General features: G+C 66.4%; 27 protein-coding genes. 11 read left to right on the plus strand and 16 right to left on the minus strand.

Features of this window, described 5'->3' with window-relative positions:
• Positions 1-408: 408 nt before the first annotated feature.
• From Q1J79_RS01060 to tsaB, 4 genes are all read right to left on the minus strand, one after another.
• Entirely contained in the window at positions 409-1,287 is an 879-nt protein-coding gene (locus tag Q1J79_RS01060) for a 1-acyl-sn-glycerol-3-phosphate acyltransferase (RefSeq protein ID WP_300295402.1), read from the minus strand.
• 23 nt (positions 1,288-1,310) lie between these two features.
• Positions 1,311-1,754, minus strand: coding sequence for a Fur family transcriptional regulator (locus Q1J79_RS01065; RefSeq protein ID WP_300295404.1), 444 nt, complete (start codon positions 1,752-1,754; stop codon positions 1,311-1,313).
• Between the two features lie 159 nt (positions 1,755-1,913).
• Positions 1,914-2,348 carry a MucR family transcriptional regulator gene (locus Q1J79_RS01070; RefSeq protein ID WP_300295406.1) on the minus strand — a complete coding sequence of 145 codons (435 nt, stop codon included), beginning with the start codon at positions 2,346-2,348 and terminating at the stop codon, positions 1,914-1,916.
• Positions 2,349-2,442: 94 nt separating this feature from the next.
• Entirely contained in the window at positions 2,443-3,588 is a 1,146-nt protein-coding gene (gene tsaB, locus Q1J79_RS01075) for a tRNA (adenosine(37)-N6)-threonylcarbamoyltransferase complex dimerization subunit type 1 TsaB (protein WP_300295408.1), read from the minus strand.
• 29 nt (positions 3,589-3,617) lie between these two features.
• Between tsaB and ddpX the strand changes: the two genes are divergently transcribed.
• Positions 3,618-4,181 carry a D-alanyl-D-alanine dipeptidase gene (ddpX, locus tag Q1J79_RS01080; protein ID WP_300295410.1) on the plus strand — a complete coding sequence of 188 codons (564 nt, stop codon included), beginning with the start codon at positions 3,618-3,620 and terminating at the stop codon, positions 4,179-4,181.
• Here ddpX and Q1J79_RS01085 read toward each other — a convergent pair.
• From Q1J79_RS01085 to sppA, 5 genes are read right to left on the minus strand one after another with little or no spacing between them, the layout of a single operon-like run.
• Positions 4,136-5,305: an FAD-dependent oxidoreductase gene (locus tag Q1J79_RS01085; RefSeq protein ID WP_300295412.1), complete on the minus strand. Its 1,170-nt coding sequence runs from the start codon at positions 5,303-5,305 to the stop codon at positions 4,136-4,138. The genes ddpX and Q1J79_RS01085 overlap by 46 nt on opposite strands.
• Before the next feature lie 16 nt (positions 5,306-5,321).
• Complete coding sequence (locus Q1J79_RS01090; protein WP_367182940.1) at positions 5,322-6,278, minus strand: ornithine cyclodeaminase family protein; 957 nt, start codon at positions 6,276-6,278, stop codon at positions 5,322-5,324.
• Positions 6,279-6,285: 7 nt separating this feature from the next.
• Positions 6,286-6,588, minus strand: coding sequence for a LapA family protein (locus tag Q1J79_RS01095; RefSeq protein WP_300295414.1), 303 nt, complete (start codon positions 6,586-6,588; stop codon positions 6,286-6,288).
• A gap of 16 nt (positions 6,589-6,604) precedes the next feature.
• Entirely contained in the window at positions 6,605-6,913 is a 309-nt protein-coding gene (ihfB, locus tag Q1J79_RS01100; protein ID WP_300295416.1) for an integration host factor subunit beta, read from the minus strand.
• Positions 6,914-6,954: 41 nt separating this feature from the next.
• The gene (gene sppA / locus Q1J79_RS01105) at positions 6,955-7,884 is read right to left on the minus strand and encodes a signal peptide peptidase SppA (RefSeq protein WP_300295418.1); all 930 of its coding nucleotides are present in this window, start codon (positions 7,882-7,884) and stop codon (positions 6,955-6,957) included.
• Between the two features lie 82 nt (positions 7,885-7,966).
• Between sppA and Q1J79_RS01110 the strand changes: the two genes are divergently transcribed.
• From Q1J79_RS01110 to Q1J79_RS01120, 3 genes are read left to right on the plus strand one after another with little or no spacing between them, the layout of a single operon-like run.
• Positions 7,967-8,866 carry a hypothetical protein gene (locus tag Q1J79_RS01110; RefSeq protein ID WP_300295420.1) on the plus strand — a complete coding sequence of 300 codons (900 nt, stop codon included), beginning with the start codon at positions 7,967-7,969 and terminating at the stop codon, positions 8,864-8,866.
• 35 nt (positions 8,867-8,901) lie between these two features.
• Positions 8,902-9,324: a hypothetical protein gene (locus Q1J79_RS01115; protein WP_300295422.1), complete on the plus strand. Its 423-nt coding sequence runs from the start codon at positions 8,902-8,904 to the stop codon at positions 9,322-9,324.
• Complete coding sequence (locus tag Q1J79_RS01120) at positions 9,321-10,229, plus strand: sterol desaturase family protein (protein WP_300295424.1); 909 nt, start codon at positions 9,321-9,323, stop codon at positions 10,227-10,229. The genes Q1J79_RS01115 and Q1J79_RS01120 overlap by 4 nt, the downstream gene beginning before the upstream one ends.
• Positions 10,230-10,239: 10 nt before the next feature.
• Here Q1J79_RS01120 and Q1J79_RS01125 read toward each other — a convergent pair whose 3' ends face one another.
• Both Q1J79_RS01125 and Q1J79_RS01130 read right to left on the minus strand, forming a co-directional pair.
• Positions 10,240-10,803: a PAS domain-containing protein gene (locus Q1J79_RS01125; protein ID WP_300295426.1), complete on the minus strand. Its 564-nt coding sequence runs from the start codon at positions 10,801-10,803 to the stop codon at positions 10,240-10,242.
• 136 nt (positions 10,804-10,939) lie between these two features.
• Positions 10,940-11,497 carry a sigma-70 family RNA polymerase sigma factor gene (locus Q1J79_RS01130; RefSeq protein WP_300295428.1) on the minus strand — a complete coding sequence of 186 codons (558 nt, stop codon included), beginning with the start codon at positions 11,495-11,497 and terminating at the stop codon, positions 10,940-10,942.
• Between the two features lie 158 nt (positions 11,498-11,655).
• On the opposite strand from Q1J79_RS01130, the gene Q1J79_RS01135 reads away from it, so the two are divergent.
• Genes Q1J79_RS01135 through Q1J79_RS01145 form a run of 3 tightly spaced genes read left to right on the plus strand, consistent with a single transcriptional unit; the run spans position 11,656 to position 13,956 of the window.
• Positions 11,656-12,237, plus strand: a complete 582-nt coding sequence (locus Q1J79_RS01135) for an invasion associated locus B family protein (RefSeq protein WP_300295429.1) — start codon at positions 11,656-11,658, stop codon at positions 12,235-12,237.
• Positions 12,238-12,242: 5 nt separating this feature from the next.
• Positions 12,243-13,454, plus strand: coding sequence for a 23S rRNA (adenine(2503)-C(2))-methyltransferase RlmN (gene rlmN / locus Q1J79_RS01140; RefSeq protein ID WP_300295431.1), 1,212 nt, complete (start codon positions 12,243-12,245; stop codon positions 13,452-13,454).
• 4 nt (positions 13,455-13,458) lie between these two features.
• Positions 13,459-13,956 (plus strand): hypothetical protein, encoded by a 498-nt coding sequence (locus Q1J79_RS01145; protein WP_300295432.1) that lies wholly within the window; start codon positions 13,459-13,461, stop codon positions 13,954-13,956.
• Here the strand turns inward: Q1J79_RS01145 and Q1J79_RS01150 are convergent, their stop codons facing one another.
• The 5 genes from Q1J79_RS01150 to Q1J79_RS01170 form a co-directional block, all read right to left on the minus strand.
• Positions 13,957-16,191, minus strand: coding sequence for a methyl-accepting chemotaxis protein (locus Q1J79_RS01150; RefSeq protein ID WP_300295434.1), 2,235 nt, complete (start codon positions 16,189-16,191; stop codon positions 13,957-13,959).
• 223 nt (positions 16,192-16,414) lie between these two features.
• Positions 16,415-16,864 carry a cyanase gene (gene cynS, locus Q1J79_RS01155; RefSeq protein WP_300295435.1) on the minus strand — a complete coding sequence of 150 codons (450 nt, stop codon included), beginning with the start codon at positions 16,862-16,864 and terminating at the stop codon, positions 16,415-16,417.
• Between the two features lie 37 nt (positions 16,865-16,901).
• Complete coding sequence (locus tag Q1J79_RS01160; protein WP_300295437.1) at positions 16,902-17,780, minus strand: ABC transporter ATP-binding protein; 879 nt, start codon at positions 17,778-17,780, stop codon at positions 16,902-16,904.
• Between the two features lie 10 nt (positions 17,781-17,790).
• Positions 17,791-18,630: a nitrate ABC transporter permease gene (ntrB, locus tag Q1J79_RS01165; RefSeq protein WP_300295439.1), complete on the minus strand. Its 840-nt coding sequence runs from the start codon at positions 18,628-18,630 to the stop codon at positions 17,791-17,793.
• Between the two features lie 42 nt (positions 18,631-18,672).
• Positions 18,673-20,064 carry a CmpA/NrtA family ABC transporter substrate-binding protein gene (locus Q1J79_RS01170; protein WP_300295441.1) on the minus strand — a complete coding sequence of 464 codons (1,392 nt, stop codon included), beginning with the start codon at positions 20,062-20,064 and terminating at the stop codon, positions 18,673-18,675.
• Positions 20,065-20,239: 175 nt separating this feature from the next.
• Here Q1J79_RS01170 and Q1J79_RS01175 point away from each other — a divergent pair, with 175 nt between their 5' ends.
• The 4 genes from Q1J79_RS01175 (at position 20,240) to Q1J79_RS01190 (ending at position 24,892) form a co-directional block, all read left to right on the plus strand.
• Positions 20,240-22,162 carry a sigma 54-interacting transcriptional regulator gene (locus Q1J79_RS01175; RefSeq protein WP_300295442.1) on the plus strand — a complete coding sequence of 641 codons (1,923 nt, stop codon included), beginning with the start codon at positions 20,240-20,242 and terminating at the stop codon, positions 22,160-22,162.
• A 140-nt stretch (positions 22,163-22,302) separates the two neighbouring features.
• On the plus strand, positions 22,303-22,548 hold the full coding sequence (locus Q1J79_RS01180) for an AbrB/MazE/SpoVT family DNA-binding domain-containing protein (RefSeq protein WP_300295443.1): 246 nt from the start codon (positions 22,303-22,305) through the stop codon (positions 22,546-22,548).
• Positions 22,549-22,683: 135 nt separating this feature from the next.
• A complete protein-coding gene (locus Q1J79_RS01185; RefSeq protein ID WP_300295445.1) occupies positions 22,684-23,505 on the plus strand; it encodes a MipA/OmpV family protein in 822 nt (273 codons plus the stop codon).
• A 124-nt stretch (positions 23,506-23,629) separates the two neighbouring features.
• A complete protein-coding gene (locus Q1J79_RS01190) occupies positions 23,630-24,892 on the plus strand; it encodes an HD domain-containing phosphohydrolase (protein WP_300295447.1) in 1,263 nt (420 codons plus the stop codon).
• The last annotated feature ends 4 nt before the right edge of the window (positions 24,893-24,896 follow it).

Raw genomic sequence — 24,896 nt, forward strand, 5'->3', positions numbered from 1 at the left:
TCCGGGTTTCAGCGGGGCGAATCGTCAGATGTAACGAGGCCCCAGACGCTCCTTGATATGTTTCGACTGATGCAGCCTAGCATCCCGCAGGCGGCAAGCCAAGCGGAACGGCGGGTCGATCCGGCCAGCGTCACAGATTCTTCACAAGAGAATCAATGGGTTAATTGAACCGACTCCGACCCGGCCGGCGCCAGGCGTGGCCGGCCTGCGGCCGGACCCTAGCCAATCATCGCCAATAATCGCCAATTATCGCCAATGATCGACAATTATCGCCAATTCCGGCCAATGATCGCCAAAACGGCCTGGCCATTGCGACCTGGGGCAAGAAGGTGAGGACCGCGGAGGATGTGATGCCGGCGGCGGCCAAGATCAAGCCTTGGGATCAAGTCTTGGGAACAGGCCCCGGGATCACGCTCCAGGGGCTGCCGCGGGCGCTTCCCCGGCCGGCAACGCCCCCGCCACATGGCCATGCATATGGTGGTGATGCGGCTTGGGCAGGCTGCGCTGGCCCGGCGCGCGGCCGGCATTGATGTCGCTCAGGCCTTCCAGCACGCGCTGGTGGCACCAGGCCGCCATGCCCTTGCGCGAGGCGAAATCCTCCATCGTCACCGGCTGGTGGAATTCGACCACCGCCTCGCAGGGCCCCGCCTTGAGGAAGCGCCACAGATGCGGCAGCAGGTCCTCGTCGCCAACCCAGGCGAAAATGCGCATCCAGCGCCGGCCGACCGGCATGTGGTTGAGCCGGGCATAACCGAGGCTGAGCGGCTGTACGGTGAGCCTGCGGCCGCGCACCGGATGCTCGGCGGCGGCGAAGAAGGCGGACTTGAAGCTGTGGATGCGCAGGCCATCCGAGGACGTGCCTTCGGGGAACAGGATCAGGTTGTCGCCCTGCTCCAGCCGCTCGCGCATTTCGTCGCGATGCTCGGCGGTGCGGCGACGGTTCTCGCGTTCGATGAACACGGTGCGCTGCAGCCGCGCCAGGGTGCCGAAGAACGGCCAGGTGCCGACCTCGTGCTTGGCGATGAAGCTGGCCGGCAGCACGGCCGACAGCACCACGATGTCGAGCCAGGAAATGTGGTTGGACACGAACAGGGTCGGCGCGGTCGCCGACAATTCGCCAACGCGCCGCACCTTCACGCGCAGCAGCCAGGCGACGCTGCGGTGATAGGCATGCGGCAGGCTGCGCATCAGCGGGCTGCCGGTCTTGATCAGCAGAAACTGAACGGGGATCAGCAGCACCGTCCACGCCAGGAAGACGGCGAGCGTCAATACGGCCCTGATTGTCATGAGATGCATGTCGGCAGGCGCGGTCAGCGACCGCTCTTGTCTTTCTTGCCGCCATCCTTGTCGTCGAGCGGCACGCCGAACAATTCGAGCCGATGATCAACCAGCTTGTAGCCCAGCCGGGCAGCGATCTTTTCCTGCAAAGCCTCGAGTTCCGGATCGTTGAATTCGATGATCTTGCCCGAACGCGTGTCGATCAGGTGATCATGGTGCGATTCGGGCATTTCCTCATAGCGGGCGCGACCGTCGCCGAGGTCGAGCCGGCTGAGGATGCCGTTTTCCTCGAACATGCGAACGGTGCGGTAAACCGTGGCGATCGAGATGCGCGGATCGACCGCCACCGAGCGGCGATGCAGTTCCTCCACATCGGGATGATCGTCGGAAGCGCTCAGCACGCGGGCAATCACCCGCCGCTGGTCGGTCATCCGCATGCCCAGTTGTTCGCAGAGTTGTTCGAGACGGCTGCTCATCGGCCGGCTGCCCTTTTATGCTGTTCAATCCCTGTCGAAGCGACCCGCTAGTTTTAGCACGTCCCTTCCGAGGATGAAACGCGTCGCCATGGCTGTTGGTGCGGATATCGGCCCGCCCGGCCGTCAAAACCCGTGCGCGCCACGCCCGGCACGGCGCGGTCAGCGCCGGCGGCGGCCCTTGCCGAGGCCGATCTTCTTCGCCAGCGCCTGTCGTTGCAAGGCGTAATTGGGCGCGACCATCGGATAATCCGCCGGCAGGCCCCAGCGTTCGCGATACTGCTCTGGCGTCATCTTGTAATGGCTCATCAGATGGCGTTTGAGCATCTTCAGCTTCTTGCCGTCTTCCAGGCAGACGATGTAATCGGGCATCACCGATTTCTTCACCGCGACGGCCGGCTGCGGCCGCTCGCCGCCACCGGCCGGGGCCGCCGACAGCAGGGTCGCCCCACTGCCGTCGATGCCGGCCAGGGTGGCGTAGACCTGGCGGATCAGCGCCGGCAGATCGGCGGCATCGATCTTGTTGTTGGAGACATGGGCGGCGACGACCTCGACGGTCAGCGCCAGCAATTCCGACCGGTCGGCGGCTGTGGCCATGATCTCGCTCCCAATATCTGAAATAAAACGCCGTATGGGTCGAAATATAGGCGGCCGGCCGACACTAAATCCAGTGATCAATCCGGGTTAATTTTTACGATTTGCTTAAAACCGGCAGTAATACCTGCATGACCAGGGCATCGCCGCCGGCGGCGTAATAGCCGGTACGGCGCCCCACCGCCTGGAAGCCCAGGCCGGCATAGAGGGCGCCGGCGGCAGCATTGGCCTCGGCCACCTCGAGGAAACAGCGGCTGGCGCCGGCCCCGGCCAGCCGCGCGAATCCCTCGCGCAGCAGGGCGGCGGCGACGCCCAGGCGGCGCAGCCGCGGCCTGACCCCCAGCGTGATGATTTCGGCCTCGTCGGCGGCGATCCGCAGCAGCAGGAACCCGGCCGGCTGGTCGCCGGTCAGCGCCAGCAGGCACAGCGCGCCCGGCATGGCGAGCAGCTCGCGGAAACTCTGCGCGTTCCAGACCTCGCCATGGGCATCGCCGGCAAAGGCTTCTTCATGCAGCAGCGCCAGCAGCTCGGCGCTTTCGGCGCCGCAGGGCCGGATCGTCACATCAAGGCTGGCGCGTGGCTGGGTGACGGCCGGCAGGGCGGCATCGGGCGGCCGGATATAAAGCGGCGATGGCGGATGCACCGGCCGGGGCTGGGCGGCAGCCAGCCGCGCCACGATCACCGGATCGGGATTGGGCGATGCCGGCGACAGCAGCAGGTCGTCGCGGCCGGCCGCCTGTCGCAGCAGCGTAGCGCCGCTGCCGACCAGCACCGTCGCGCCGGCGGGCAGGGCGGCAACGGCTGTGGCCACGGGCAGGATCCGCGGCTCGGCCAGCGCCGCACCCAGGCCATTGGCGGCGGCGGCGAAAGCCTGCATGTAGACCTCGCCGCGACGCGCATCGATCACGGCCACGATGGGTTTGCCGGGCTGCGCGGCCGCCACGGCCAGCGCCTGCGTCGTGGTGACGCCATGCACCGGCCGGTTCAGCGCGAGGCCAAGCGCGCGGGCCGTGGCCAGCGCCGTGCGGATGCCGGTGAACGACCCCGGCCCGATGGTGGCGGCGATGGCGTCAAGCTGCGCAAGCGCGATGCCGGCGGCGTTCCGCGCCTGCTCCAGCACCGGCAGCAGGCGCTCGGCATTGCCCTTGCCGCCGGGCGAGACCACGCGCGCCAGCACCTTGTCGTCGGCGACGATGGCGACCGAGCAGGCATCCAGCGCGGTATCGATGGCGAGCAGCTTCACGGCCGCCATCCGCGATGGTAGGAGAAGGCATGACGAACCATGCCAGCCTGATCGAGATCGCCGGCCCGGATTATCCGGTGCTGATCGACATGCGTTATGCCGGTCCCGCCAACATCACCGGCCTGCCGATCTACAAACGCGCCGGCTGTTTCCTGAATCCGGAAGCCGCCACGCTGCTGCGGCGCGCCATCGCGCTTGCCGCGCAGATCGAGCTGCGGCTGAAGGTCTTCGATGCCTTCCGCCCCACCGAGGCGGCCTGGGCCTTGTGGAATCATAATCCCGATCCGAATTTCCTCGCCGATCCACGCAAGGGCTCGCCCCATTCGCGCGGTGCGGCGGTGGATGTCACACTGGTCGATGCCGAGGGCCGCGAATTCGACATGGGCACCGATTTCGACGCCTTCACGCCGCTGGCCTTCCACGGCAGCCTCGACATCACGCCGTCGCAGCAGCGCAACCGCGCCCTGCTGCTGGGCATCATGACCGCCGCCGGCTGGGACTTCTACCGCAATGAATGGTGGCACTACCAGCTTTTCCAGCCGCGCCGCTATCCGCTGCTGTCGGATGCGGCGGCCGGCACGTCGATGATGTGATCCGGAATGACATGGCCGGCGGCCCAGCGCGCGGCCGCGTCGAAGTCTTCCTTCTCCTGCAGTACGGCGGCGATCTTCTCGCCCAGCACCGGGCCGAACTTGAAACCGTGGCCGGACGTGCCGCACAGCGCGAAGCCGCGCGCGCCGAGGCGGCGGAACTGGAAGCGTTCCTCGGGCTCGACATCATAGAAGCAGGTCTTGCCCTGCAGGATGCGATAGCCTTCCAGCCCGGCGATGCGGTGGCGCGCATTGTCCAGGATGGCGTCGATCTCGGCCGCTGACGGCTCGCGGTCGCCGCCCGGATCGGCGGTGGGGCCAAACCGGTGGTCGCCGATCTTGAGGCCCGTGCGCATGCCATCCCGCGTCACCCGCGGCGGCACCAGATAAAAGCCCTTCGTGGCGCCGATCTCGAGCAGCATCGGCGCGGCATGCCAGGCGGCGGTGAATTCCGCCGGCGGCTGCAGATAGACGATGGTCTGGCGCGACGGACGCGATACCGGCGCCAGATCGGGCAGCAGCTGGCCGGTCCACGGCCCGGCCGCGACCAGGATGCGATCGGCGCGCAGGCCGTTGCCATCGGCCAGGCGGAGCGTGCCGGCTTCGGCATCCAGCGCCGCCACCGCCTTGCCGGTGAGCAGCGGCACGCCGCGTTCGCGCAGGTGACTGCTGAGCGCGGCGATGATCGCTTCGGCAAACAGCAGGCCGCCCGAGGGGCAGTAATAGGCATCCTCCAGGCCATCGCCGACCAGCATCGGCCAGCGGCCGGTCACCGCCTCGGCGTCGAAGGCGAGATGCTCGATCTCCTCGGCGGCCAGCGCCACCACGCATTCCTTCGCCCAGCTGTCGCCCGCGCCGCTCAGGACCAGCGTGCCGGTTTCGGCATAGAAGCGCATCTTGAGATCGCCCCACAGCCGTTCCCAGCCATGATACGCCTCGCGCACCATGCGCAGATAGCCGCGCTGCGCGCCGTAGGGGTAGCGGATCAGGCGATGCTGGTCGACCGAAGTGCCGAGCGGATTGGGCAACGCGCCCTGCTCCACGACGCTGACATCGGCGCCGGCGCGCTTGAGCGCCCAGGCCGCGGAAAGCCCGACGATGCCGCCGCCGACGATGATGGTCTTCATATCTGCCTGCCCGGTGTCATTCGTTGGCCATCACGCTGGCAACCACCAGCTCGGCGGCCGCGAGATCTTCAAGAGCGGTGCCGACCGATTTGAACAGCGTGATCTCGTCGTCATGGCCACGCGCGAAGGCATCGGCGCGGCACAGATCAAACAGATCGCCGCGCACCTGCTCGGCCGTCAGCAGCCCGTGTTTCAGCGGCACCACCAGATCGCCGGCTTCCTTCAGCGCGCCGCTGCGCGTATCGACCCAGACGGAGGCGCGCTGCAGGGCCGCATCATCGGCCTCGCGCATCTCGGGCGTGAAACCGCCCACCAGATCAACATGGCTGCCGGGCCGCAGCCAGTCGCCGCGCACCAGCGGCTCGCGGCTGAGCGTGGCGCAGGAAATCGTGTCGGCCGCGCGCACCGCGTTCTCCAGATCATCAACCACCGCGATGGCCGCGTTCAGGTCGGTGAGTTTTTCCGCTATCGCCTCGGCGCGGAAACGGTTGCGATTCCAGATCTCGATGCGCTTGTAGCGCCGCACCGCGCAATGAGCGCGGATCAGATGCGGCGCCAGCGAGCCGGCGCCGACCATCAGCAGCTGTTTCGCGTCGCGCCGCGCCAGATAATCGGCGGCCAGCGCCGAGGCGCAGCCGGTGCGGCGCAGGGTGAGCGCGACGCCATCGATCACCGCCTTCGGCGTGCCGGTCTTTGCATCGAGCAGCAGATAGGAACCGGTGACCGAAGGCAGGCCAAGCCTGGCATTCTCGGGATAGACGCTGACCGCCTTGATGCCGATATGGCCGCCGGGCTGCCAGGCCGGCATCAGCAGCAGGGTGCCGCCGGCGCCGCCATCGGGATCTTCGATATGGAAATGGCTGCGCAGCGGCATATGGCCGCCGGTGCTGCGGAAGGCGGCGCGCAGATGCTGCACCAGCTTGCCGTAGGGCAGGGCCGCATGCACGGCAGCGGCCTCGATGCTGCGCATCATGATGCTCCTAGATCGCCGGCGGCGGCACTGACGGCAGCGTGCCGGGACCAGTGGAGGACGATGCCGCGGCCGCTTTCTGCGCCTGCATCTGGCGCTTGTGGCGGGCAGCGGCCCAAGCATTCAGGCGGCCATACGCCGCGCCCAGGATGAGGCCGGCGAGAAACACCAGGAAAACCAGCAGATAGAGCGGCAGGTCGAGAATGAAGGGCAGCGGTTCGAGACTGACGGTTACGCCCTGGCGGTTGGAGACCGCGAAGACCACCAGGATGATCAGCAGCAGGGCAGCAAACAAAACGCGCAGGAAGCGCATGGCGGCCCCGCGCCGGTTATTCGTCGGACTCGGCGGTCTGGTCGCCCGACAGATTCAGTTTTTGGCGCAATTCCTTGCCGGTCTTGAAAAACGGCACGAATTTCTCCTGCACGTCGACGGCGGCGCCGGTGCGTGGATTGCGGCCGGTGCGCGCCGGTCGGCGTTTCACCGAAAAGGCTCCGAAACCGCGCAATTCGACGCGGTCGCCGCGCGAGAGCGCATTGGCGATTTCATCGAATATGGTGCCGACGATCCGCTCGATATCGCGTTGCGTCAGATGCTGGTTGCGTTCGGCCAGACGGTTGATGAGTTCGGACTTGATCATCGGCGTTTCCCTGCACAGTGGTGGCGGGGCCCCCTCGTTCGCTACTCAGGGTGCCAAAGCGAGATCAGCCCGTCAAGCTTAAGCCGTTCGGAGAAAAGGCTTTTTCCAATCAAGGCGGCAAAGGTGCGGCTGCCGACCCCGTCCAGCCAGCCGGCCGGGGGCTCCGGCGGGATGTCCTGGAGCGGCAATTCAGCGGCAATTCCCCGGTTCCGGGCCAGCCAGTCGCGCGCCTCGGCCAGGCCGCCCAGGCCGTCAATCAGCCGGTTTTCCAGCGCCGCCCGGCCGGAATAAACCCGCCCGTCGGCCAGTTTTGCCACGGTTTCGACCGGCAGATCGCGGCGCTCGGCCACCAGTTTGACGAACCAGGCATGGGTTTCCAGCACCATGCTCTGGATCTGGGCCCGGCCTTCCGGGCTCATCGGACGGGTCGGGTTGGGCTCGGCCTTGAGCGGGCCGGACACGATGGTTTCGGCGCTGATCCCGATTTTTTCCATCAGCTTGGAGAATTCCGCAGTCTGGAACAGCACCCCGATCGAGCCGGTCAGCGAGGTTTCCCGGGCCAGCACCTGGTCGCCGGCCACCGCGATCATGTAGCCGGCCGAGGCGCCCAGGGTGCCGATCACCGAGACCACCGGCTTTTTCTCGCTCACCTTGCGGATCGCCTGGAACAGGGCCTCGCCGCCATAGGTGCTGCCGCCCGGACTGTTGATATGAATGATCAGCGCCTGCACGCGCTCGTCGGTGGCGGCCTCGTGCAGCTTTTCCATCCACCAGTCGTTCTCGGCGATCACGCCGCTGATCTCCAGGCGGGCGACATGGGCCTGATGCCGGCGGATCACGTTGCCCGGGTCGATCCAGTACAACGCGCCGGTCGCGGCGACCACGAGAGCAAGCACGGCGACCAGGCGCCACCAGTTCAGGCGGCGCGCCAGACGGCGGCGTTCCAGCCAGGCATCGGTATCGTTTGACATGGCGACAAGGTAAGGGCGGGCCGCCGGCTTGCCAAGGGAGCCAGCCGCGACAAACCCGGGAAAATCCTTGTAGTCTCGGGCGATGCTGCGACTGATTGCCTTGTTTCTGCTGCTTGCCGCCGGCCCGGCCTGGGCGCAGGGCCCGGGCGGCGCGGCACCGCGCTATACGGACCGGCCGCTGTCGGCCACGCCGCTGGATCGCGCCATCACGCAACGCCACTGGGCGCCGGGCCTAAATGACGGCTTTGTGCCGCAGGGCCTGGCCTTTGCCCGCGATACGCTGTTTGTCGGCGCCTACCAAAGCCGCAATGCGCGGCAGAATCGCGGACCGGCGCGCATCTTCGCCGTCGATCCGCAGAGTGGCGCGGCGATCGGTGGCTTCGACCTGCCGGCCAGCATCGGCCATGCCGATGGCCTTGCCGCCCTGTCCGATGGCGGAATGCTGTTCCTCGCCGACAACAGCCGCAGCCTGCATGCCTTCGACCTGCCGCGTTCGCTGCAGGCCGGCCATGCCGTTTCCGTCGGCCGGGCGCGCCGGCTGGCCAATGAGCCGGGCCTGGGCAGCAACCTGCTGACATCCGATGGCGAGCATCTGTGGTTCGGCAGGTTCAGCCGCGATGGCGAGGCCTGGCTGGTCGCGGCCGGCATCGCAGCGCTGTTCAATGGCGACGCGGCGCCTTTCGCCCTGCGCGATGCCGCGCGCCGCATTCCCCTGCCTCCGCATGCCCAGGGCGCCAGCTTCGATTCCGCCGGACAGCTCTGGATCAGCGCCAGCAACAGCCGCATGGGCCGGCTGTATCGCCTGGATGCAAAAACCGGCGCCGTGCTGGCCGAATATCCGGCCATGGCAGGGCTGGAAGACCTGACGCATGACCGCGACGGCCGGCTCTGGGCCGTGGGCGAGGCCGGGTCGCAACGCTGGAATGCCTGGGCAACATTTTTCCCGCTGCTGTTTGCCATCGACCCGGCGACGCTGCAGTAGCTTGCCCGCGCCCGCAAAGCCGCCATACTGCGGCCATGGCATTGCCGCTTGATCCGACCGTGCCGCTGGCCGGCATCCTTCTGATCCTGCTTCTGGTCTGGCTGACCGGCGGAAGCCGGCACGCCCGGCTGGCCGGTGGTCATGATGCCGCCGCGCTTCTCGCGGCGCCGGAAACCGGCTTCACCACGTCCGACATCGCCGTATCGGCCGACGGCGACTGCGCCATCGCGCGGGACCCGGCCGGCCACGTGGCCGTGGTGTTCGCCAGCGGCGCGAAACTGGCGGCGCGCAGGCTGCGGCCGGCCGAGATCGTCGCCGTGACGCTGAGCGCGGGCGAGGATGGCCACGCCGTGCTGGCGATCCGCACCACCGCCTTCACGCATCCCGATTTCACCCTGCGGCTGGCGCGCACGGCGGCAGAAGACTGGCAGCGCCATCTGGCGGAGATGCCGGCATGAGCGAACTGCCATTCGCCCTGCCCGATCCGGTGATCCTGGCGATCCCCGCCTTCGTCGGGCTGGCCGCGCTGGAAATCCTGGTCGCGCGCCTGCGCAAACAGCCGGCCTATGAACTGCGCGACACCGCCGCGTCATTGACCATGGGGCTGGTCAACCTGGTGCAGGCCGTGCTGTTTGCCGGCGTGATCTGGTCGAGCCTGCAGGCGACGTATCAATGGCGGCTGCTTGATCTGCCGTTCAATGCCTGGACCTGGCTCGCGCTGCTGTTCGCGGAAGACTTCGTCTATTACTGGTTCCACCGCCTGAGCCACGAGCATCGCATCTGGTGGGCGGCCCATGTGAACCACCATTCCTCGCAGCATTACAATCTCTCGACGGCTTTGCGGCAGCACTGGACCGGCAACCTGGCCTTCACCTGGGTGCTGTGGCTGCCGCTGGCGCTGCTCGGTTTTCCGCCGGCGCTGATCGTGTTCCAGAAGGGCATCAGCCTGGTCTACCAGTTCTGGATCCATACCGAGCAGATCCGCCGCCTGCCGCGCTGGTTCGAGGCCGCGTTCAACACGCCATCGCATCACCGCGTGCATCACGCCACCAATCCGCGTTATCTCGACCGCAACTATGCCGGCATCTTCATCATCTGGGACAAACTGTTCGGCAGCTTCGCCGCCGAAGACGATGCCGAGCCCTGCCGCTATGGCATCGTGAAGAATCTCGGCAGCTTCAATCCGCTGCGCATCGCCTTTCACGAATGGGTCGAGATCGGCCGCGACCTGCGAAAGGCCGGCTCGCTGAAAGACGCCTTCGGCTATCTGTTCGGCCCGCCGGGCTGGCGGCCCGATGGCGCCGGCATCACGTCGGACATATTGCGGGCGCGCTGGCGGGCGGAACGGGCAGCCGGCGACTAGGATCTGTACCCTAGAGCGCGTCGAGCATGCCGCGGAAGGTGGCCTGCAGCACGCCCTTTTCCAGGGCCTGCATCGGAATGAGCTGCGGTTCCGGCTGTTTCGCCGGCGCGGCCGACACGCTCCAGGTCACCGCGCCCAGCACGAAGGCAACCCGGCCGGGATCGCCCTCGGCCGCCACCGGCAGCAGCAGGCGCCGCACCCGGCTCATGCCCTCTTCGGCCCAGCGCTGGGTGCTTTCGGCATAAAGCGGCTGCGCCTTGCCGATCACGGTGGCGTAGAGCTGCTCCATATGCTGGCGATAGGCGCCGCCGTATGTTTCGGCGCTGGTTTTGCCCGTGGCATCGCGGCCGAACCGCTGCACCAGCTCGGTGCCGACCAGCCGGAACCGGACCACCTGCCCCTCGCCGGTGGGTTCGGCCAGGGCGAGGAAGGGCAGCAGGCGGCGCGGCATGTCGAGCGGATCGATGACATTACGCAGCGGCAACGCATCCTCGATCCGTCTGGCCGACCAATAGGCGGCCAGATTCAGCAGGATGCGATCATCAGCAAAGGGGAGTGGAAGACCGGCGGCCACAACAGGTAACGAATGGGTGAAACGGACGAATCGCGTGGGTGAACAGTGACTCGACAGTCAGATAATTTTCATTTTATTACAATGACTTACAACTTATCAGCGAATCACTCTCAGTAGAAATATCGCCCAGGGGCCACTAGTCGCCGCCGGCCTCGCCATCCAGCTGCGTGCGCAGGCGCGCCAGGGCGAGCCGGATCCGCGATTTTACCGTGCCCAGCGGCAGCTTCTCGCGCGCGGCGATGTCGCGATGCGACAGATCGGCGAAAAAAGCGAGCTGCAGCAGATGCATCTGGTCCGCCGGCAGCCCCTGCATGGCCCGCCGCAGCCGGGCTTCGGTTTCGGCCTGGTCGACGCCGCTGTCGGGCGCCGGCGCGTCGTCGGGCACCAGAGCCGGATCGGCGGGGTCGATTTCCGGTCGCTTTTCACGGCGCAGGCGATCAATCCGCTTGTTGCGCGCAATGGTGAACAGCCAGGTCGCCACCGAGGCCTGCGCGGCATCGAAGGTGGCCGCCCGGCGCCAGGCCACGATCAGGCTTTCCTGCGCCAGCTCCTCGGCAACATCCTCCGGCGTGCCGAGCCGCATCATGTAGGCCTTCAGCCGCGGCGCGAAATGATCATAGAGAATGGCAAACGCGGCGCGGTCGCCGGCATCGGCCACCGCCTGCATCAGCATCGCCTGGCGTTCGCGATCCATGCCGCCCGTTTCCATCGCCGCCATGCTGCGCGAAGCGCCCGGATAAGGCAAGACAGCCAATGGCTTAAGCAGGCATCCCGGGGGCGGCGGCGGCGCTGCCATGATGTTGCCATGAAATCGGGTGGAAATCCCCTCCCGTCGCCGCTATGTTCGCCGCCATGACCGACAAGAAGGCTTATCGACCGGCAGCTTTGCTGCTCGCCTCGCTCCTCCTTTTTCTGCCGCTCGGCCATGGCGATGCCCAGGCTCAGCAGAAGCCGCAGAAAAAGCAGACGGCTGCGAAAAGCGAGACCAAACGCATCGGCAGCTTCCAGGGCTGGGATGCCTATGAGCATACCGACCAGGGCGCCAAGCTCTGCTATCTGCACGCCCAGCCGCAAAAGAAGGAACCGGCTGCGGCCAAGCGCGGCGAGATCTATATCCTGGTGACGCATAAGCCGAAGGAAAAGATCCGCAACGAGGTGAGCATCTATTTCGGCTATCCGCTGAAAGAGAGCGTGGCGGCGCAAGCGGTGATCGGCACCGCGAATATCGAGATGTTCACCCACCAGGAAGCGGCCTGGGCGGCAGATGCCGCCACCGACCAGAAGCTGGTCGATGCCCTGCGCAAGGGCAAGACGCTGGTGGTGAAGGGCGAATCCGCCCGCGGCACCAAAACCACCGATACCTATGACCTGAACGGCTTCGGCGCCGCGCTGCAGGCCATCGACAAGGCCTGCGGCATGGGGGGAACGTCGTAACCGCCATGACCGCGATTGTTCCCGACATCGCCGCCCGTCCGGCCGCCGCCCGCCCAGCCGCTGCATCGGCCGCCACCGGCGCGGATGGCCGCAGCGACCTGCTGGGCCTGACGCGGCCCGAGATCGCCGCCGCCCTGGTGGCCGCCGGCGAGGCCGAGAAATCGGCCAGGATGCGCGCCAACCAGCTGTGGCACTGGATCTATTACCGCGGCAGCCGCGATTTCACCGCCATGACGACGCTGTCGAAGGATCTGCGCGAACGCCTGGCGGAGCGGTTCACCATCGGACGGCCGGATGTCAGCAAGGACCTGAAGAGCACCGACGGCACCCGCAAATGGCTGCTGAAATTCGCCGATGGCGAAGAAGCCGAATGCGTGCATATCCCGGAAGACGACCGCGGCGCGCTGTGCGTCTCCAGCCAGGTCGGCTGCACGCTGACCTGCAAATTCTGCCATACCGGCACCATGAAGCTGGTGCGCAACCTGGATGCCGGCGAGATCGTCGGCCAGGTGATGCTGGCGCGCGACCATCTTGAGGAATGGCCCTCGCCCAAGGATGGCCGCATGCTGTCCAACATCGTGATGATGGGCATGGGCGAGCCGCTGTACAATTTCGACAACGTGTCGAAGGCGCTCAAGATCGTGATGGACAACGAGGGCATCGCGATCTCGAAGCGCCGCATCACGCTGAGCACCGCCGGCGTGGTGCCGATGATCGCGCGCTGCGGCGCCGAGCTGGGCGTGAACCTCGCGATCAGCCTGCATGCCGTGCGCGACGACATCCGCGACGTGATCGTGCCGATCAACAAAAAATATCCGATCAAGGAGCTGCTGCAGGCCTGCGCCGATTATCCGGGCCTGAGCAACGCGCGCCGCATCACCTTCGAATACGTGATGCTGAAAGGCGTGAATGACACGCCGGCCGACGCGAAGGAGCTGGTGCGGCTGCTGAACGGCATTCCGGCCAAGGTGAACCTGATCCCGTTCAACCCGTGGCCCGGCGCGCCCTATGAATGCTCGACCGACGAGACGATCCGCAAGTTCAGCGACATCGTCTTCAATGCCGGTTATTCCTCGCCGGTGCGCACGCCGCGCGGCCGCGACATCATGGCCGCCTGCGGCCAGCTCAAATCGGCCAGCGTGAAGCGCAGCAAGGCCGATATCCTGCGCGAGCAGGCCGCCAAGGAAGCCGCGGCGACCGCGGCCCTGCCGGCCTGATCCGATGGCCGCCCCGCGCCACGCCCGTCTGCTCCTGGCCGCCGCCGCCCTGCTGGCGGCATGGCCCGCCATGGCGCAAAGCAACCTGACCGGCCTCAATCTGGCGCCGCCACCGCCGGCCCTGCCGGCTGCCCCGGCTGCATCACCGCTGCCGGCGCCTGCGCCGGCCGTGGCCGGAATTGACGAGCGCATCGCCTTCAACAGCACCGAGCGCTGGTTGATTCCGCATTATTTCCAACGCGTGCGCGAACAGCAGAGGCGCGCCGCGCGGGCCAAGAAATTCCAGCGCGCCCTGCCAGATGGCATCGCCACGCCGCCGCAGAAAGGCGACATGCTGCCGCTGGGCGTGGTGGCCAGCCTGCATCGCCTGCCGGCGCCGCTGGTCCGCGACCTGCCGCCGGAACGCCCGGACACCAACCGCCTGGTGGTCGGCACCGATATCGTGATGCTGCGCAGCTCAACCGGCGAAGTGCTCGACGTGCTCAACAGAGTGATCGAGTGATCAGGCCGCCCGGGCTTCGACCCGGGCCTGCATCCGGACCTGCGATGCCGGTTTCGCTGTTTCCGCTTTCTTGAAAAATCCGACCAGCTCGGCCAGCGCGCGCGCCTGTTCCGCCAGGGCCTGGGCCGAGGCGGTGGTTTCCTCCACCAGGGCAGCGTTGCGCTGGGTCGCCTGATCCATCTGCGCCACGGCGGTGTTGACCTGCTCCAGCCCGGTCGCCTGTTCTTTGCTGGCCGCCGCGATCTCGGCGATGATATCGGATACACTCCTGATGGCCTGGTTGACCTCGTCCAGCGCGGCGCCGGCGCGATCGACCAGCCCGGCACCCTCGCGCACATGGCCATTGGAATCCTCGATCAGGCCCTTGATCTCCTTCGCGGCATTGGCCGAACGCTGCGCCAGCGCGCGCACTTCGTGCGCCACCACCGCGAAACCCTTGCCGGCTTCGCCGGCGCGGGCCGCCTCGACGGATGCGTTCAGCGCCAGCAGATTGGTCTGGAAGGCGATCTCGTTCATCACCACGACGATGTCGCCGATGCGGGTGGCGCTGGCCTCGATCTTCTGCATCGCGCCAACCACGCCCTGCACCACGACTCCGCTGGCGACCGCCTTGTCGCGGGCAGCGGCGCTTAAGTGATCGGCCCGCGCGGCGTTGTCGGCATTCTGTTTCACCGTCGCGGTGATCTGCTGCATGGTCGCCGCGGTTTCCTCCAGGGCGGCCGCCTGGCTTTCGCTGCGCTGGGCCAGATCGAGGCTGCCGGCGGAAATCTCGCCGGCGGCCGATTGCACCGCCACCGTGCTGTCGCCCAGGCGGCGCGAGAAATCGCTGAGCAGGCTGGCCATGCGGTTGGCGCTGTCCTTCAGCTGGCTGAAGATGCCGGCGTAATCACCCGTCACCTTGTGGCCGGTATCGCCATGGCCAAGCGCCTCGGTCACGTCGGCCAGTTCGCCCACCATGCCCTGCAGCATCTCGGTCAGCCGGTTGAGCTGACGGCTGACATCGAGGAAAAAGCCTTCCTTGCCGTCCTGCGCCAGCCGGCCGGCAAGGTCGCCGCCGATGATGCGGTTGACCAGCTCGCTGATCTCGGCGGCGGCGACTTTTTCGCGCGCCTCACGCTCGGCGAGCTTAAGCCGCTCGCCGTCGCGCACCACCTGGCGGTCGCGCGATGATTTGCGCCGCGCCCGGCTTTCGCCCCGCCAGTCGCGCCAGGCCTGGCGCAGGTCGCCGAACCGCCGGCCGCCGCCGGCGACCAGGCCGGCCAGCGCGACCACCGGCAGGCCGAGCGTCAGGCAGGCGGCGAAAACGCCGGAGAAACGATCCTTCGGCTGCGCCAGCAATCGCGCGCAGTCGGCGCGCAGATCGGCGGCGACGCGGTCGCGGACCCGGTTGATCTGCTCGATCCGCTGCGTCGTGGTCTGAAACCAGTGCGGCGCCGCTATGCCGCCGGTGGAGCCATGGGCGAAACCGTCATGGATCGCGGCGCGTAAGGTCTGCACGGCCGTGAATACCGCGTCCTGACAGACCGTATCGAAGAAGGCCGCCTGCGCCGAAGAGGCATGCGAGCGGAAGACGGCGAAATCGGCCTCCTGCAGGAAACCCAGACTCATGAACCGCTGGAAGACCGGCAGCTCGAAGCGGCCGGCCGCCAGCGCGCCCGACCCGGTGGCGCGTTCCTGCGCCGATTTCTCCAGGCCTTCCAGCAGGGCAAGGAATGCATCCAGCCCGCGGGCGAAGGCCATGTTGTTCAGCAGATAGCCGATGCCGCGCACGCTTTCCAGGCCATGGCGGATCGGCACGGTCCAGTTGGCGAAGGATTGCTGGGTGGTCAGCTCAAGCCGGTCGATGGCAGGCCGGTTGGCGCGGGCGCGCTCGAGCAGGGCGCCGAGTTCGTCGCCGGCAGAAACCAGCGATGCCAGCAGGGCATGCCCGCGACAATCCTCGACCGCGGCCCTGACCGCGACCGCGCTCTGGTCCATCGCGCCGCGCGCCACCTGCAGCTGGTCGCGGAATTCATGGCCCTTGCTGCCGATGAACAGCGCGCTGGAGCCGCGTTCGCGCTGCAGGTCGTTGGCCAGTTGCCCGATGGCGATGGCATAGGCGATGGCCTTTTCGGCGGCCGGGGCTTCGTCACGCAGCTGCCGCTCCTCGAACAGGCGGGTGGCGGCAAAGCCGACAAAACCGAGTATCGCAAGATTGCGGGGTGAGGTCGGTGAGGTCTGGACGGCGGCAGGCATGCGGCACCTCTTCTTTATCGCTTTTGGGTGGTCGCAACCGGCGACACCATGCTTCAAAAGCAAGCATGATCCGTGCCAAGAAAACTTTGGCGGAAACAGCCTGACATGCCACGCACGGTTCGCGTGCAGCGCGGCCCGCAAAAAAAGATGCCGTCCGACGCAACGCCGAACGGCATCCTGCCTTGATCATCTGCTGCGGCCCTGGCGGGCCGGCGACGCGGTATCAGTAGCGCTTGTAATCGAGGAACTTGCCGGTCATGACGATCTTGACGCGGTCGCCCTTCGGATCGGGCAGGCGTTCCATCGTCATGTTGAAGTCGATCGCCGACATGATGCCGTCGCCGAATTCCTCCTGGATCAGCTCCTTCCAGGTGGTGCCATAGACCTGCACCAGTTCGTGGAAGCGATAGATCAGCGGATCGGTCGGCGGGCCCGGCGGCAGCGAACCCCGATAGGGCGTCTCGGCCAGCAGCTTCTCTTCCATCTTGCCCAAGCCGAACAGCTTGGCCGCCTTCGCCGCCTGCGGCGGCGTCAGCTTCATCTGGCCGAGCAGGCCGGCGGTGAGGAAGATCGGCGACTGCTTGGAATCGATCTTTTTGGTGATCTCTTTCCAGCTCCAGCCTTTCATCCGCTTGATGTCGAGAATCTTCTCGGTCACGGACTCGCGTTTCACGGTTTCTCTCCTGTGGTTCTGGTGGCGACGGACATGGTTATTCGGCAGCCGCGCCGTCCAGGCCTACCCCCAGCCCCGCCTTGGGCGCGGCGGCATAGACATGCGGCGGCTTGCGGGCATCCCAGCCCGCCGGTGGCGTGAAGGCCTTCGAGCGCCGAACCAGGAAATCCAGCAGGTGATTGCGGATCGGATAGTAATCCGGCAGCTGGTGCAGGGTTTCGCGGCTGCGATCCTTCGGCAGGGTGTTGACCAGGATCTCGGCGATCCTGGCGCCGGGCCCGTTGGTCATCAGCACGATGCGGTCGGCCAGCAGCATGGCCTCGTCGACATCATGGGTGATCATGAAGACGGTAAGATTGGTGGCGGCGCGCAGGCGCAGCACCTCGTCCTGTAATGTTCCACGCGTGAGTGCATCGAGAGCCGAGAACGGCTCGTCCATCAGCAGCGTTTTCGGCTCGGTCGACAATGCGCGGGCAATGCCGACGCGCTGCTTCATGCCGCCGGAAAGCTGCGCCGGCCGTTTCGCTTCCGCGCCGGCCAGGCCGACCATGGCGATGTATTTGCGCGCATGCTCGATGGCCCTGGCCTTCGGCCAGGCCGGCCAGCGCGACTGCACGGCAAACAGCACGTTGTCGAGCACGCTCATCCACGGCATCAGGGCATGGCCCTGGAACACCACGGCGCGGTCCAGGCTGGGGCCTTCCACCGCCTTGCCGTCGAAGATGATGGCGCCGTCGCTGGGCGTGTCCAGGCCGGCCAGGATATTGAGCACGGTGGTCTTGCCGCAGCCGGAATGGCCGATGATGCAGACGAACTCGCCCTTCTCGACGCCGAACCACAGATCCTCGAACACCGCCTTATCGCTGCCGGGAAACTGGCGCTTGAGCGCCTCGACCGAAATGAAATGCTGACTCATGGCTGCTGCCTCATTCCGGATAGGTGACAAGGCGGGTGAGGAAACCAAGCAGCTGGTCGAGCAGCATGCCGATCACGCCGATGAACAGGATGGCGTTGATCACGTTGGCGATGGAGAGGTTGTTCCACTCGTTCCACACGAAGTAGCCGATGCCGGTGCCGCCGACCAGCATCTCGGCGGCGACGATCACCAGCCAGGCGATCGAGATCGAAATGCGCATGCCGGTGAGGATGGTGGGCGCCGCCGCCGGCAGGATGACGCGGAAGATCTTGCGGAAGGTGCCGACCTCCAGCGTGCGCGCCACGTTCAGCCATTCCTTGCGCACATTCGCCACGGCAAAGGCCGTGTTGGTCAGCATCGGCCAGATCGAGCAGATGAAGATGACGAAGATCGAGGAAATCGCGCTGTCCTTGATCGTGTAGAGCGCCAGCGGCATCCAGGCCAAGGGCGAAACCGGCCGCATGACCTGGATGAACGGATCAAGCGCCTGGCGGAACAGCGGCGAGAGGCCAATCAGGAAGCCGAGCGGCACGGCGACCAGCACGGCCAGACCGAAACCCAGCGCGACGCGCAGGATCGACCAGCCGAGCTGGACGCCGATGCCCTGGTCGTTCGGGCCCTTCACGTAAAACGGATCGGCCAGATGCTTCCACAGCGTCGCGCCGACATCGAGCGGACCCGGCATCGCCGATTTGCCCTGGGTGGCGGTGAGCCCCATCAGCTTGGCGTATTCCGGATCCATGGCCTGGGTCTGGCCGGCGCCCGAGGTGGCGATATGCCAGGCCCCGAGCAGCGCGACCAGCAGGGCCACCGACACGATGGCGGCGCGCAGGCGGAACGATATCTTCATGCGTAATACTCCACGCTTGACTCCACGCCCGTTCCGCCCGACTCAGGCGCGCCTGATCTTGAACGAGTTGACGTATTCGGCAGGCTTGCTTGGGTCGAAGGGCTTGCCCATCACCGAGAAGGTCTTGTACGGGCTGCTTGGCGGGGTGAGGCCGACATCCTGCATCAGCTTCGCCGTATCGGTGGCGAGGAAAACCTGCTCGGCCACCTTCTGGTAATCGACGTCGCCCTTGATCTGACCCCAGCGCTTCATCTGGGTGAGAATCCAGATGCCGAAGCTCTGCCAGGGGAAGGGCGCGAAATCGATGCGGTCGGGCACCTTCTTCACATTGCCCAGGCCATCTGCGTAAGTGCCGGTCAGAACCTGCTCAACCACCGTCACCGGCTGGTTCAGATAGGCCGCCGGCGCGATGGCCTCGGCGATCTGCTTGCGGTTCTCCGCCTTGGTGGCATAGGCGGTCGCCTCGATGATGGCGCGCAGCAGGGCGCGATAGGTATTCGGCGCGCTCTTGATGAAGTCCTGGCTGGCGGCGAAGGCGCAGCAGGGATGGCCGTCCCAGATTTCCTTGGTCAGCAGGTGGATGAAGCCGACGCCGTCATAGACCGCGCGCTGGTTCACCGGATCGGGCGCCAGGAAGCCGTCGATATTGTCGGCGCGCAGGTTGGCCACCATCTCCGGCGGCGGCACGGCACGGATCTGCACGTCGGTATCGGGGTCGACGCCATGTTCGGCCAGATAATAGCGCAGCAGGTAATTGTGCATCGAATAATCGAAGGGCACGGCCAGCTTGAAGCCCTTCCACTGCTTCGGGTCGCGCTTGTCCTTGTGCTTCATCGCCAGCGTGATGGCCTGGCCGTTGATATTCTCCACCGCCGGCATGGTGTAGGGGATCGGGTTCGAGCCGGTGCCGGTGGTGATCGCCAGCGGCATGGGCGACAGCATGTGGGCGGCGTCGTATTCCTTGTTGATGGTCTTGTCGCGGATCACCGCCCAGCCGGCGGTCTTGATCACGTCGACATTCAGGCCGTGCTTGGCATAGAAGCCCATCGGATGCGCCATGATGATCGGCGTGGCGCAGGTGATGGCGATGAAACCGACCTTGAGGTCCTTCTTCTCCAGCGGGCCCTTGTCCTGCGCGAAAGCCTCGCGCGCGGTGGCCAGCGGGAAGAACTGCTCGATCGCGGCCAGCAGCGTGCCGGCGCCGATGGTGTGCAGCACGCGGCGGCGGGTCATGTCGTCGGGGATCAGGGCACGCACCACCGCCTGGTCGACCGCGTTGGTCAGGCGCTTTTCCGCGTCGGCGGCGGTCTGCAGCTGGGTCTGCTGCTGCAGGGCGGCCAGCTCGGCATTGTGGTCGCCCAGGCTCCGGTGGGCGCCGCAGGGGCAGGCGGACAGATCGCTCTGGTGGTCGAACGGGTTCTTGAACAGTGACATGCTGCCTGCCTCTCCTGTTGCGGATGCCTCAGGCTGCAAGGAGCAAGGAGCGTGCCATGGCCACAAAATGGTGATTGCCAAGACTTTGCCGCCACCGCTATACTACGATTATTCGTAATATACGATTATTCGTAGTTCTGATTACGATTAATCGTAGAACCACGCAGGATCAGCCATGGATCGCGAGATCGCCGATTTCGGCCGCGCCTTCGAGGCCAATCCCCAGGCCATGCTGGCGGTCGACCCGGCGCAGGACCGCATCATCGACGCCAACCCGGCCGCCTGCCGGCTGTTCGGCTATGACCGCGCCGCGTTGTGCGCCCTGAAGATGACCGAGCTGCATCCGGGGCAGCGGCCAGCCCTGATCGTGTTCACCGAGGCCGTGGCCGCCAAGGGCCGCTACTGGACCCGGAACTTAAGCCCGCGCCATGCCAGCGGCCGCGAGCTGAAGGTGGAATATGTCGGTGCGCCGCTGGCCGGCGAAGCGGACCAGCGGCCGCGCCTGCTGCTGATCGCGCAGGACCTGGAAGAGCTGCGCCGCCACAGCGTCGATGACGAGGCCGATCATTACGTGCGCGGCGGCATCGCCGAATGGCAGCGCGTCGAGCGCTTTTTCCGCGACATCGAGCGTGAGAACCAGCTGATCCTGCGCGCCGCCGGCGAAGGCATCTATGGCGTGAACGCGGAAGGCAAGACCACCTTCGTCAATCCGGCGGCCGAGCGCATGCTGGGCTGGGCGGCGGAAGACCTGGTCGGCAAGGACATCCATTCGATGGTGCATCACAGCCACCCCGATGGCTCGGCCTATCCCGGCCATGACTGCCCGATCTATGGCGCCTTCCGCGACGGCCATGTGCATACGGTGGACAACGAGGTGTTCTGGCGGCGCGACGGCACGCCGTTCTGGGTCGAATACACCTCGACGCCGATCCGCGACCGCGGCGCCGTGGTCGGCGCAGTGGTGGTGTTCCGCGACGTGAGCCTGAAACGCGAGGCCGATGACAAGCTGCGCGCGGCGCTGGAGGAAGTGGAAAGCCTGCGGCAGAAGCTGGAGCTGGAAAACGCCTATCTGCAGGAGGAAATCCGCGCCGAAAGCAACCATCGCGGCATCATCGGCAAATCGGCGGCGATCCAGAACATCCTGCGCCAGGTGGAGCTGGTGGCGCCCACCGATGCCACCGTGCTGGTGACCGGCGAAAGCGGCACCGGCAAGGAGCTGATCGCGCGCGCCATCCACGAGGCCAGCAAACGCAGCGACCGCCCGTTGATCCGCGTCAACTGCGCGGCGATTCCACGCGAGCTGTTCGAAAGCGAGTTCTTCGGCCATGTGCGCGGCGCCTTCACCGGCGCCCTGCGCGACCGCATCGGCCGTTTCGAGCTGGCCGATGGCGGCACGCTGTTCCTGGATGAAGTCGGCGAGATTCCTCTGGAGCTGCAGGGCAAATTGCTGCGCGTGCTGCAGGAAGGCCAGTTCGAGCGCGTGGGCGAGGAGCGCACGCGCCATGTGGACGTGCGCGTGATCGCCGCCACCAATCGCGACCTGAAATCGGAAGTGCGCCGCGGCGGCTTCCGCGAGGACCTCTATTTCCGCCTCAACGTGGTGCCGATTGAATCCGTCAGCCTGCGCGAGCGGCGCGAGGATATCCCGCTGCTGGCGGCGCATTTCCTGCGCGGCACCAGCCGCAAGCTGAAAACCGCCGGCCTGCGCCTGACCGAGGGCGACGCCCGGCGGCTCAGTCATTACGACTGGCCCGGCAATGTGCGCGAACTGGAAAACGTGATCGAGCGCGCCGCCATCCTGGCGCGCGACGACCGCCTGCGCATCGAGCTGCCCGAGACGAGCACGCCGCAGCGCCTGGCGCCGGCCGCCGCGGAAGCCAGCGGCAGCCTGCTGACCGATGAGGACCGTCGCGAGCGCGACCGCGCCAACATCCGCGCCGCCCTGGCAGCCTGCGGCGGCAGGGTGTTCGGCGCCGACGGCGCGGCAGCCCTGCTGGGCGTGAAACCCACCACCCTGGCCTCGCGCATCAAGGCGCTGGGCATCGCCAAGACAACGAATGCCGAAAAGGCAGGCAGCGCCGGCCTGCGGCAGCCCTGATTCCGGGCAAACCACAATGGCTGGGGTGTCGTTCTGGCACTCTCCCCCTCTTGTCTGCCAAGGCATTAGGCGCTTCACTGTCTCTGCCTTCCAGAACACGGCCGCCGTTGCCTGCGCTCCCTTCCTGCTGCGAGGCGATCATGGTCACCATTCGTCTGGACAAACACGGCCGGCTCGACCTGCCGGCCGAGCTGGTCGACAGCCATCACTGGCGCGTCGGCACGGAGTTCGTCATCGAGGATCGACCCGAAGGCCTGCTGCTGCGCCCCCTGCGCGATCATCCGAAAGCCGCCAGGGCGGCATCAGATGGCCACCATGGCAGTACCGGCCGCGATTCCGCGCTGGCCGATGCGGTGCGCAGCCGCTATGCCCGGCTGGGGCATTAAAGCCTGAAATGATGTAGCCGAAACAACGCCGTGACCACCATCACGGCCATCCGTCCCTTGCCGCGCCATCATCCGGCCGTATTTCCCTGACATCGGTATCACCTGCCGCTTCAGGCCTCCCGGAGGATGTCGGCGATGCATCGCCCGCTGGTTTGCGTTTCACTGGTCTCTGCCCTGCTCGCCCTGCCGGCCACACTGCTTTCGGCTGGCGGGCCAGCGATGGCGCAGAGCGGCGCGACCGAGAAATCCGGCGAAAAAACCGACTGGCGGCTGACCATCGGCGCCGGCGCCATGCTGGCGCCGAGCTATCTTGGTTCCGATGACTATGACATCGACGCCCTGCCGTTATTCGACCTGCGCTATGCCGACCGCGTCTTCCTTTCCACCCGCGACGGCCTCGGCGCCAACCTGCTGAGCTCCTCGCGCTGGCGGGCCGGCCCGGTGATCAAATACCGCTTCGGTCGCGACCAGGATGACGATGACGCCCTGCGCGGCCTGGGCGATGTCGATCCGGCCGGCGAAGCCGGCGGCTTCGTGCATTACGATCTGCGGCCGTTCAAGCTGGGGGCGGAAATCCGGCAGGGCTTCGGCGGCCATGAAGCCGTGATCGGCGACATGTTCGTCACCTGGAGCACCAGGCTGACCGACAGCCTGATGCTGACCGCCGGCCCGCGCGCCACGGTGGCGAGCAAGGATTTCACCCAGACCTATTTCGGCATCGATGCCGGCCAGGCGGCCCGGTCGGGCTACCGGCCGTATGATCCGGACGGGGCCTATGTGAGCTACGGCCTTGGCGCCACGCTGACCTACAAGCTCACCGACCAGCTCAGTCTCGGCGGCTTCGCCGGCATCGACCGCATCGCCGGCGATGCGGCGGATTCACCGATCGTCGACCAGGCCGGCTCGGCCACCCAGGCCCGGCTTGGCCTGACGCTGGGTTACAGCTGGGGCTGGTAGCCCCCTCGCCGGCGCGACCCGGGTTCCGTATCGAATCGCAACCATCATCCATCTTCCGCCAGCGGATTGATTGCGGCCGGCCGGCCGCCTAGGCTGCGGCCATCCGCTTTCGGGAGGGAACGCCATGTATGGCCTGCACCGGCGCGTCATCATGCGCCTGCTTGCTGGATTCGCCATCCTGTCGGTGCTGATCGGCGCCGTGGTTGTCTATATCGACCTTGAAGCCGTGGACGAGAAGGTCGTGGCGCTGGGCGAGACGGCGGCAGAGGATTTCCTGCGCGAGAACCATGCGGCCCTGGCCGAAGCCGAGAGCGCGCCGCAGAGCCCCGCCTTCACCCAGGCGGTGCAGCGCCTGCTCGACACCAATCACTTCGTCATCGTCGAAATCTACAACGCCCGGCAGCAGAAGCTCATCGAAAGCAGCCGCCCCGGCTATCACGATGTCGAAACCGTGCTGGATCGCAGCCCGCACCGCTTCCCCCCCAACGCCGCCTCGCATTACACCAAGCACCTCGCGCATGGCGGCATTTACCTGCAGATGATCACGCCGATCCGCGATGCGCAGGGACACACCGTCGCGTATTTCGAAGGCATCTATGAGGTCGATGCGGCAACCATGGCCGATATCCGCTATGGCGTTCTGCATTCCCTGGCCGTTGTCGTGATCGCGGTGCTGGCCACGTCCGTCCTGCTCTATCCGGTGATCCTGTCGCTGAACCGCAGCCTGATCCTGCATGCCGAGCGCCTGCTGCGCGCCAACCTGGAAATGCTGGAAGTACTGGGCAGCGCCATCGCCAAACGCGACAGCGACACCGATACGCATAATTACCGCGTGACCTGGTATGCCGTGCGGCTGGGCGAGACGGTTGACCTGGATCGCGATGCCATGCAGCGCCTGATCAAGGGCGCTTTCCTGCATGATGTCGGCAAGATCGGCATCAGCGACAGCATCCTGCTCAAGCCAGGCAAGCTGACGGCGGAGGAATTCGCCACCATGCAGCAGCATGTCGCGCTTGGACTCGACATCATCGGCCAGTCGGAATGGCTGTCGGAGGCCGGCGACGTCGTGCGCTACCATCACGAGAAATACGACGGCAGCGGCTATCTCGGCGGCCTGGCCGGCGAGGCGATTCCTCTGGCAGCGCGCATTTTCGCCATCGTCGACGTTTTCGATGCGCTGACGTCGCGGCGGCCCTACAAGGAGCCGATGTCGCTTGAGCAGACCATCGGCATCCTGGACGAAGGCGCCGGCCGCCATTTCGACCCCGACCTGCTGGCGCGGTTCCGGGCCATGGCGCCAAACCTGCTGGAGGAAAGCAACAGGCTCGGGCATGACGGCATGCGCGCCGCGCTTCAGGCCCTGACGCAGCGCTATTTCTTCGCCTGATTGA

Source organism: Ferrovibrio sp. (genome assembly GCF_029255545.1).
Taxonomy (GTDB): domain Bacteria; phylum Pseudomonadota; class Alphaproteobacteria; order Ferrovibrionales; family Ferrovibrionaceae; genus Ferrovibrio.

Bases quoted from the DNA above. Each gene is read 5' to 3' on its own strand.
- Q1J79_RS01115 (WP_300295422.1), top strand. From the start codon at position 8,902: ATGGCATTGCCGCTTGATCCGACCGTGCCGCTGGCCGGCATCCTTCTG.
- Q1J79_RS01090 (WP_367182940.1), bottom strand. From the start codon at position 6,278: ATGATGCGCAGCATCGAGGCCGCTGCCGTGCATGCGGCCCTGCCCTAC.
- Q1J79_RS01120 (WP_300295424.1), top strand. From the start codon at position 9,321: ATGAGCGAACTGCCATTCGCCCTGCCCGATCCGGTGATCCTGGCGATC.
- Q1J79_RS01110 (WP_300295420.1), top strand. From the start codon at position 7,967: ATGCTGCGACTGATTGCCTTGTTTCTGCTGCTTGCCGCCGGCCCGGCC.
- ntrB (WP_300295439.1), bottom strand. From the start codon at position 18,630: ATGAAGATATCGTTCCGCCTGCGCGCCGCCATCGTGTCGGTGGCCCTG.
- Q1J79_RS01170 (WP_300295441.1), bottom strand. From the start codon at position 20,064: ATGTCACTGTTCAAGAACCCGTTCGACCACCAGAGCGATCTGTCCGCC.
- Q1J79_RS01130 (WP_300295428.1), bottom strand. From the start codon at position 11,497: ATGGATCGCGAACGCCAGGCGATGCTGATGCAGGCGGTGGCCGATGCC.
- Q1J79_RS01180 (WP_300295443.1), top strand. From the start codon at position 22,303: ATGGTCACCATTCGTCTGGACAAACACGGCCGGCTCGACCTGCCGGCC.
- Q1J79_RS01065 (WP_300295404.1), bottom strand. From the start codon at position 1,754: ATGAGCAGCCGTCTCGAACAACTCTGCGAACAACTGGGCATGCGGATG.
- Q1J79_RS01095 (WP_300295414.1), bottom strand. From the start codon at position 6,588: ATGCGCTTCCTGCGCGTTTTGTTTGCTGCCCTGCTGCTGATCATCCTG.
- Q1J79_RS01145 (WP_300295432.1), top strand. From the start codon at position 13,459: ATGGCCGCCCCGCGCCACGCCCGTCTGCTCCTGGCCGCCGCCGCCCTG.
- Q1J79_RS01190 (WP_300295447.1), top strand. From the start codon at position 23,630: ATGTATGGCCTGCACCGGCGCGTCATCATGCGCCTGCTTGCTGGATTC.
- Q1J79_RS01085 (WP_300295412.1), bottom strand. From the start codon at position 5,305: ATGAAGACCATCATCGTCGGCGGCGGCATCGTCGGGCTTTCCGCGGCC.
- Q1J79_RS01160 (WP_300295437.1), bottom strand. From the start codon at position 17,780: ATGAGTCAGCATTTCATTTCGGTCGAGGCGCTCAAGCGCCAGTTTCCC.
- Q1J79_RS01150 (WP_300295434.1), bottom strand. From the start codon at position 16,191: ATGCCTGCCGCCGTCCAGACCTCACCGACCTCACCCCGCAATCTTGCG.
- Q1J79_RS01070 (WP_300295406.1), bottom strand. From the start codon at position 2,348: ATGGCCACAGCCGCCGACCGGTCGGAATTGCTGGCGCTGACCGTCGAG.
- Q1J79_RS01175 (WP_300295442.1), top strand. From the start codon at position 20,240: ATGGATCGCGAGATCGCCGATTTCGGCCGCGCCTTCGAGGCCAATCCC.
- Q1J79_RS01135 (WP_300295429.1), top strand. From the start codon at position 11,656: ATGACCGACAAGAAGGCTTATCGACCGGCAGCTTTGCTGCTCGCCTCG.
- Q1J79_RS01185 (WP_300295445.1), top strand. From the start codon at position 22,684: ATGCATCGCCCGCTGGTTTGCGTTTCACTGGTCTCTGCCCTGCTCGCC.
- ihfB (WP_300295416.1), bottom strand. From the start codon at position 6,913: ATGATCAAGTCCGAACTCATCAACCGTCTGGCCGAACGCAACCAGCAT.
- sppA (WP_300295418.1), bottom strand. From the start codon at position 7,884: ATGTCAAACGATACCGATGCCTGGCTGGAACGCCGCCGTCTGGCGCGC.
- ddpX (WP_300295410.1), top strand. From the start codon at position 3,618: ATGACGAACCATGCCAGCCTGATCGAGATCGCCGGCCCGGATTATCCG.
- rlmN (WP_300295431.1), top strand. From the start codon at position 12,243: ATGACCGCGATTGTTCCCGACATCGCCGCCCGTCCGGCCGCCGCCCGC.
- Q1J79_RS01060 (WP_300295402.1), bottom strand. From the start codon at position 1,287: ATGACAATCAGGGCCGTATTGACGCTCGCCGTCTTCCTGGCGTGGACG.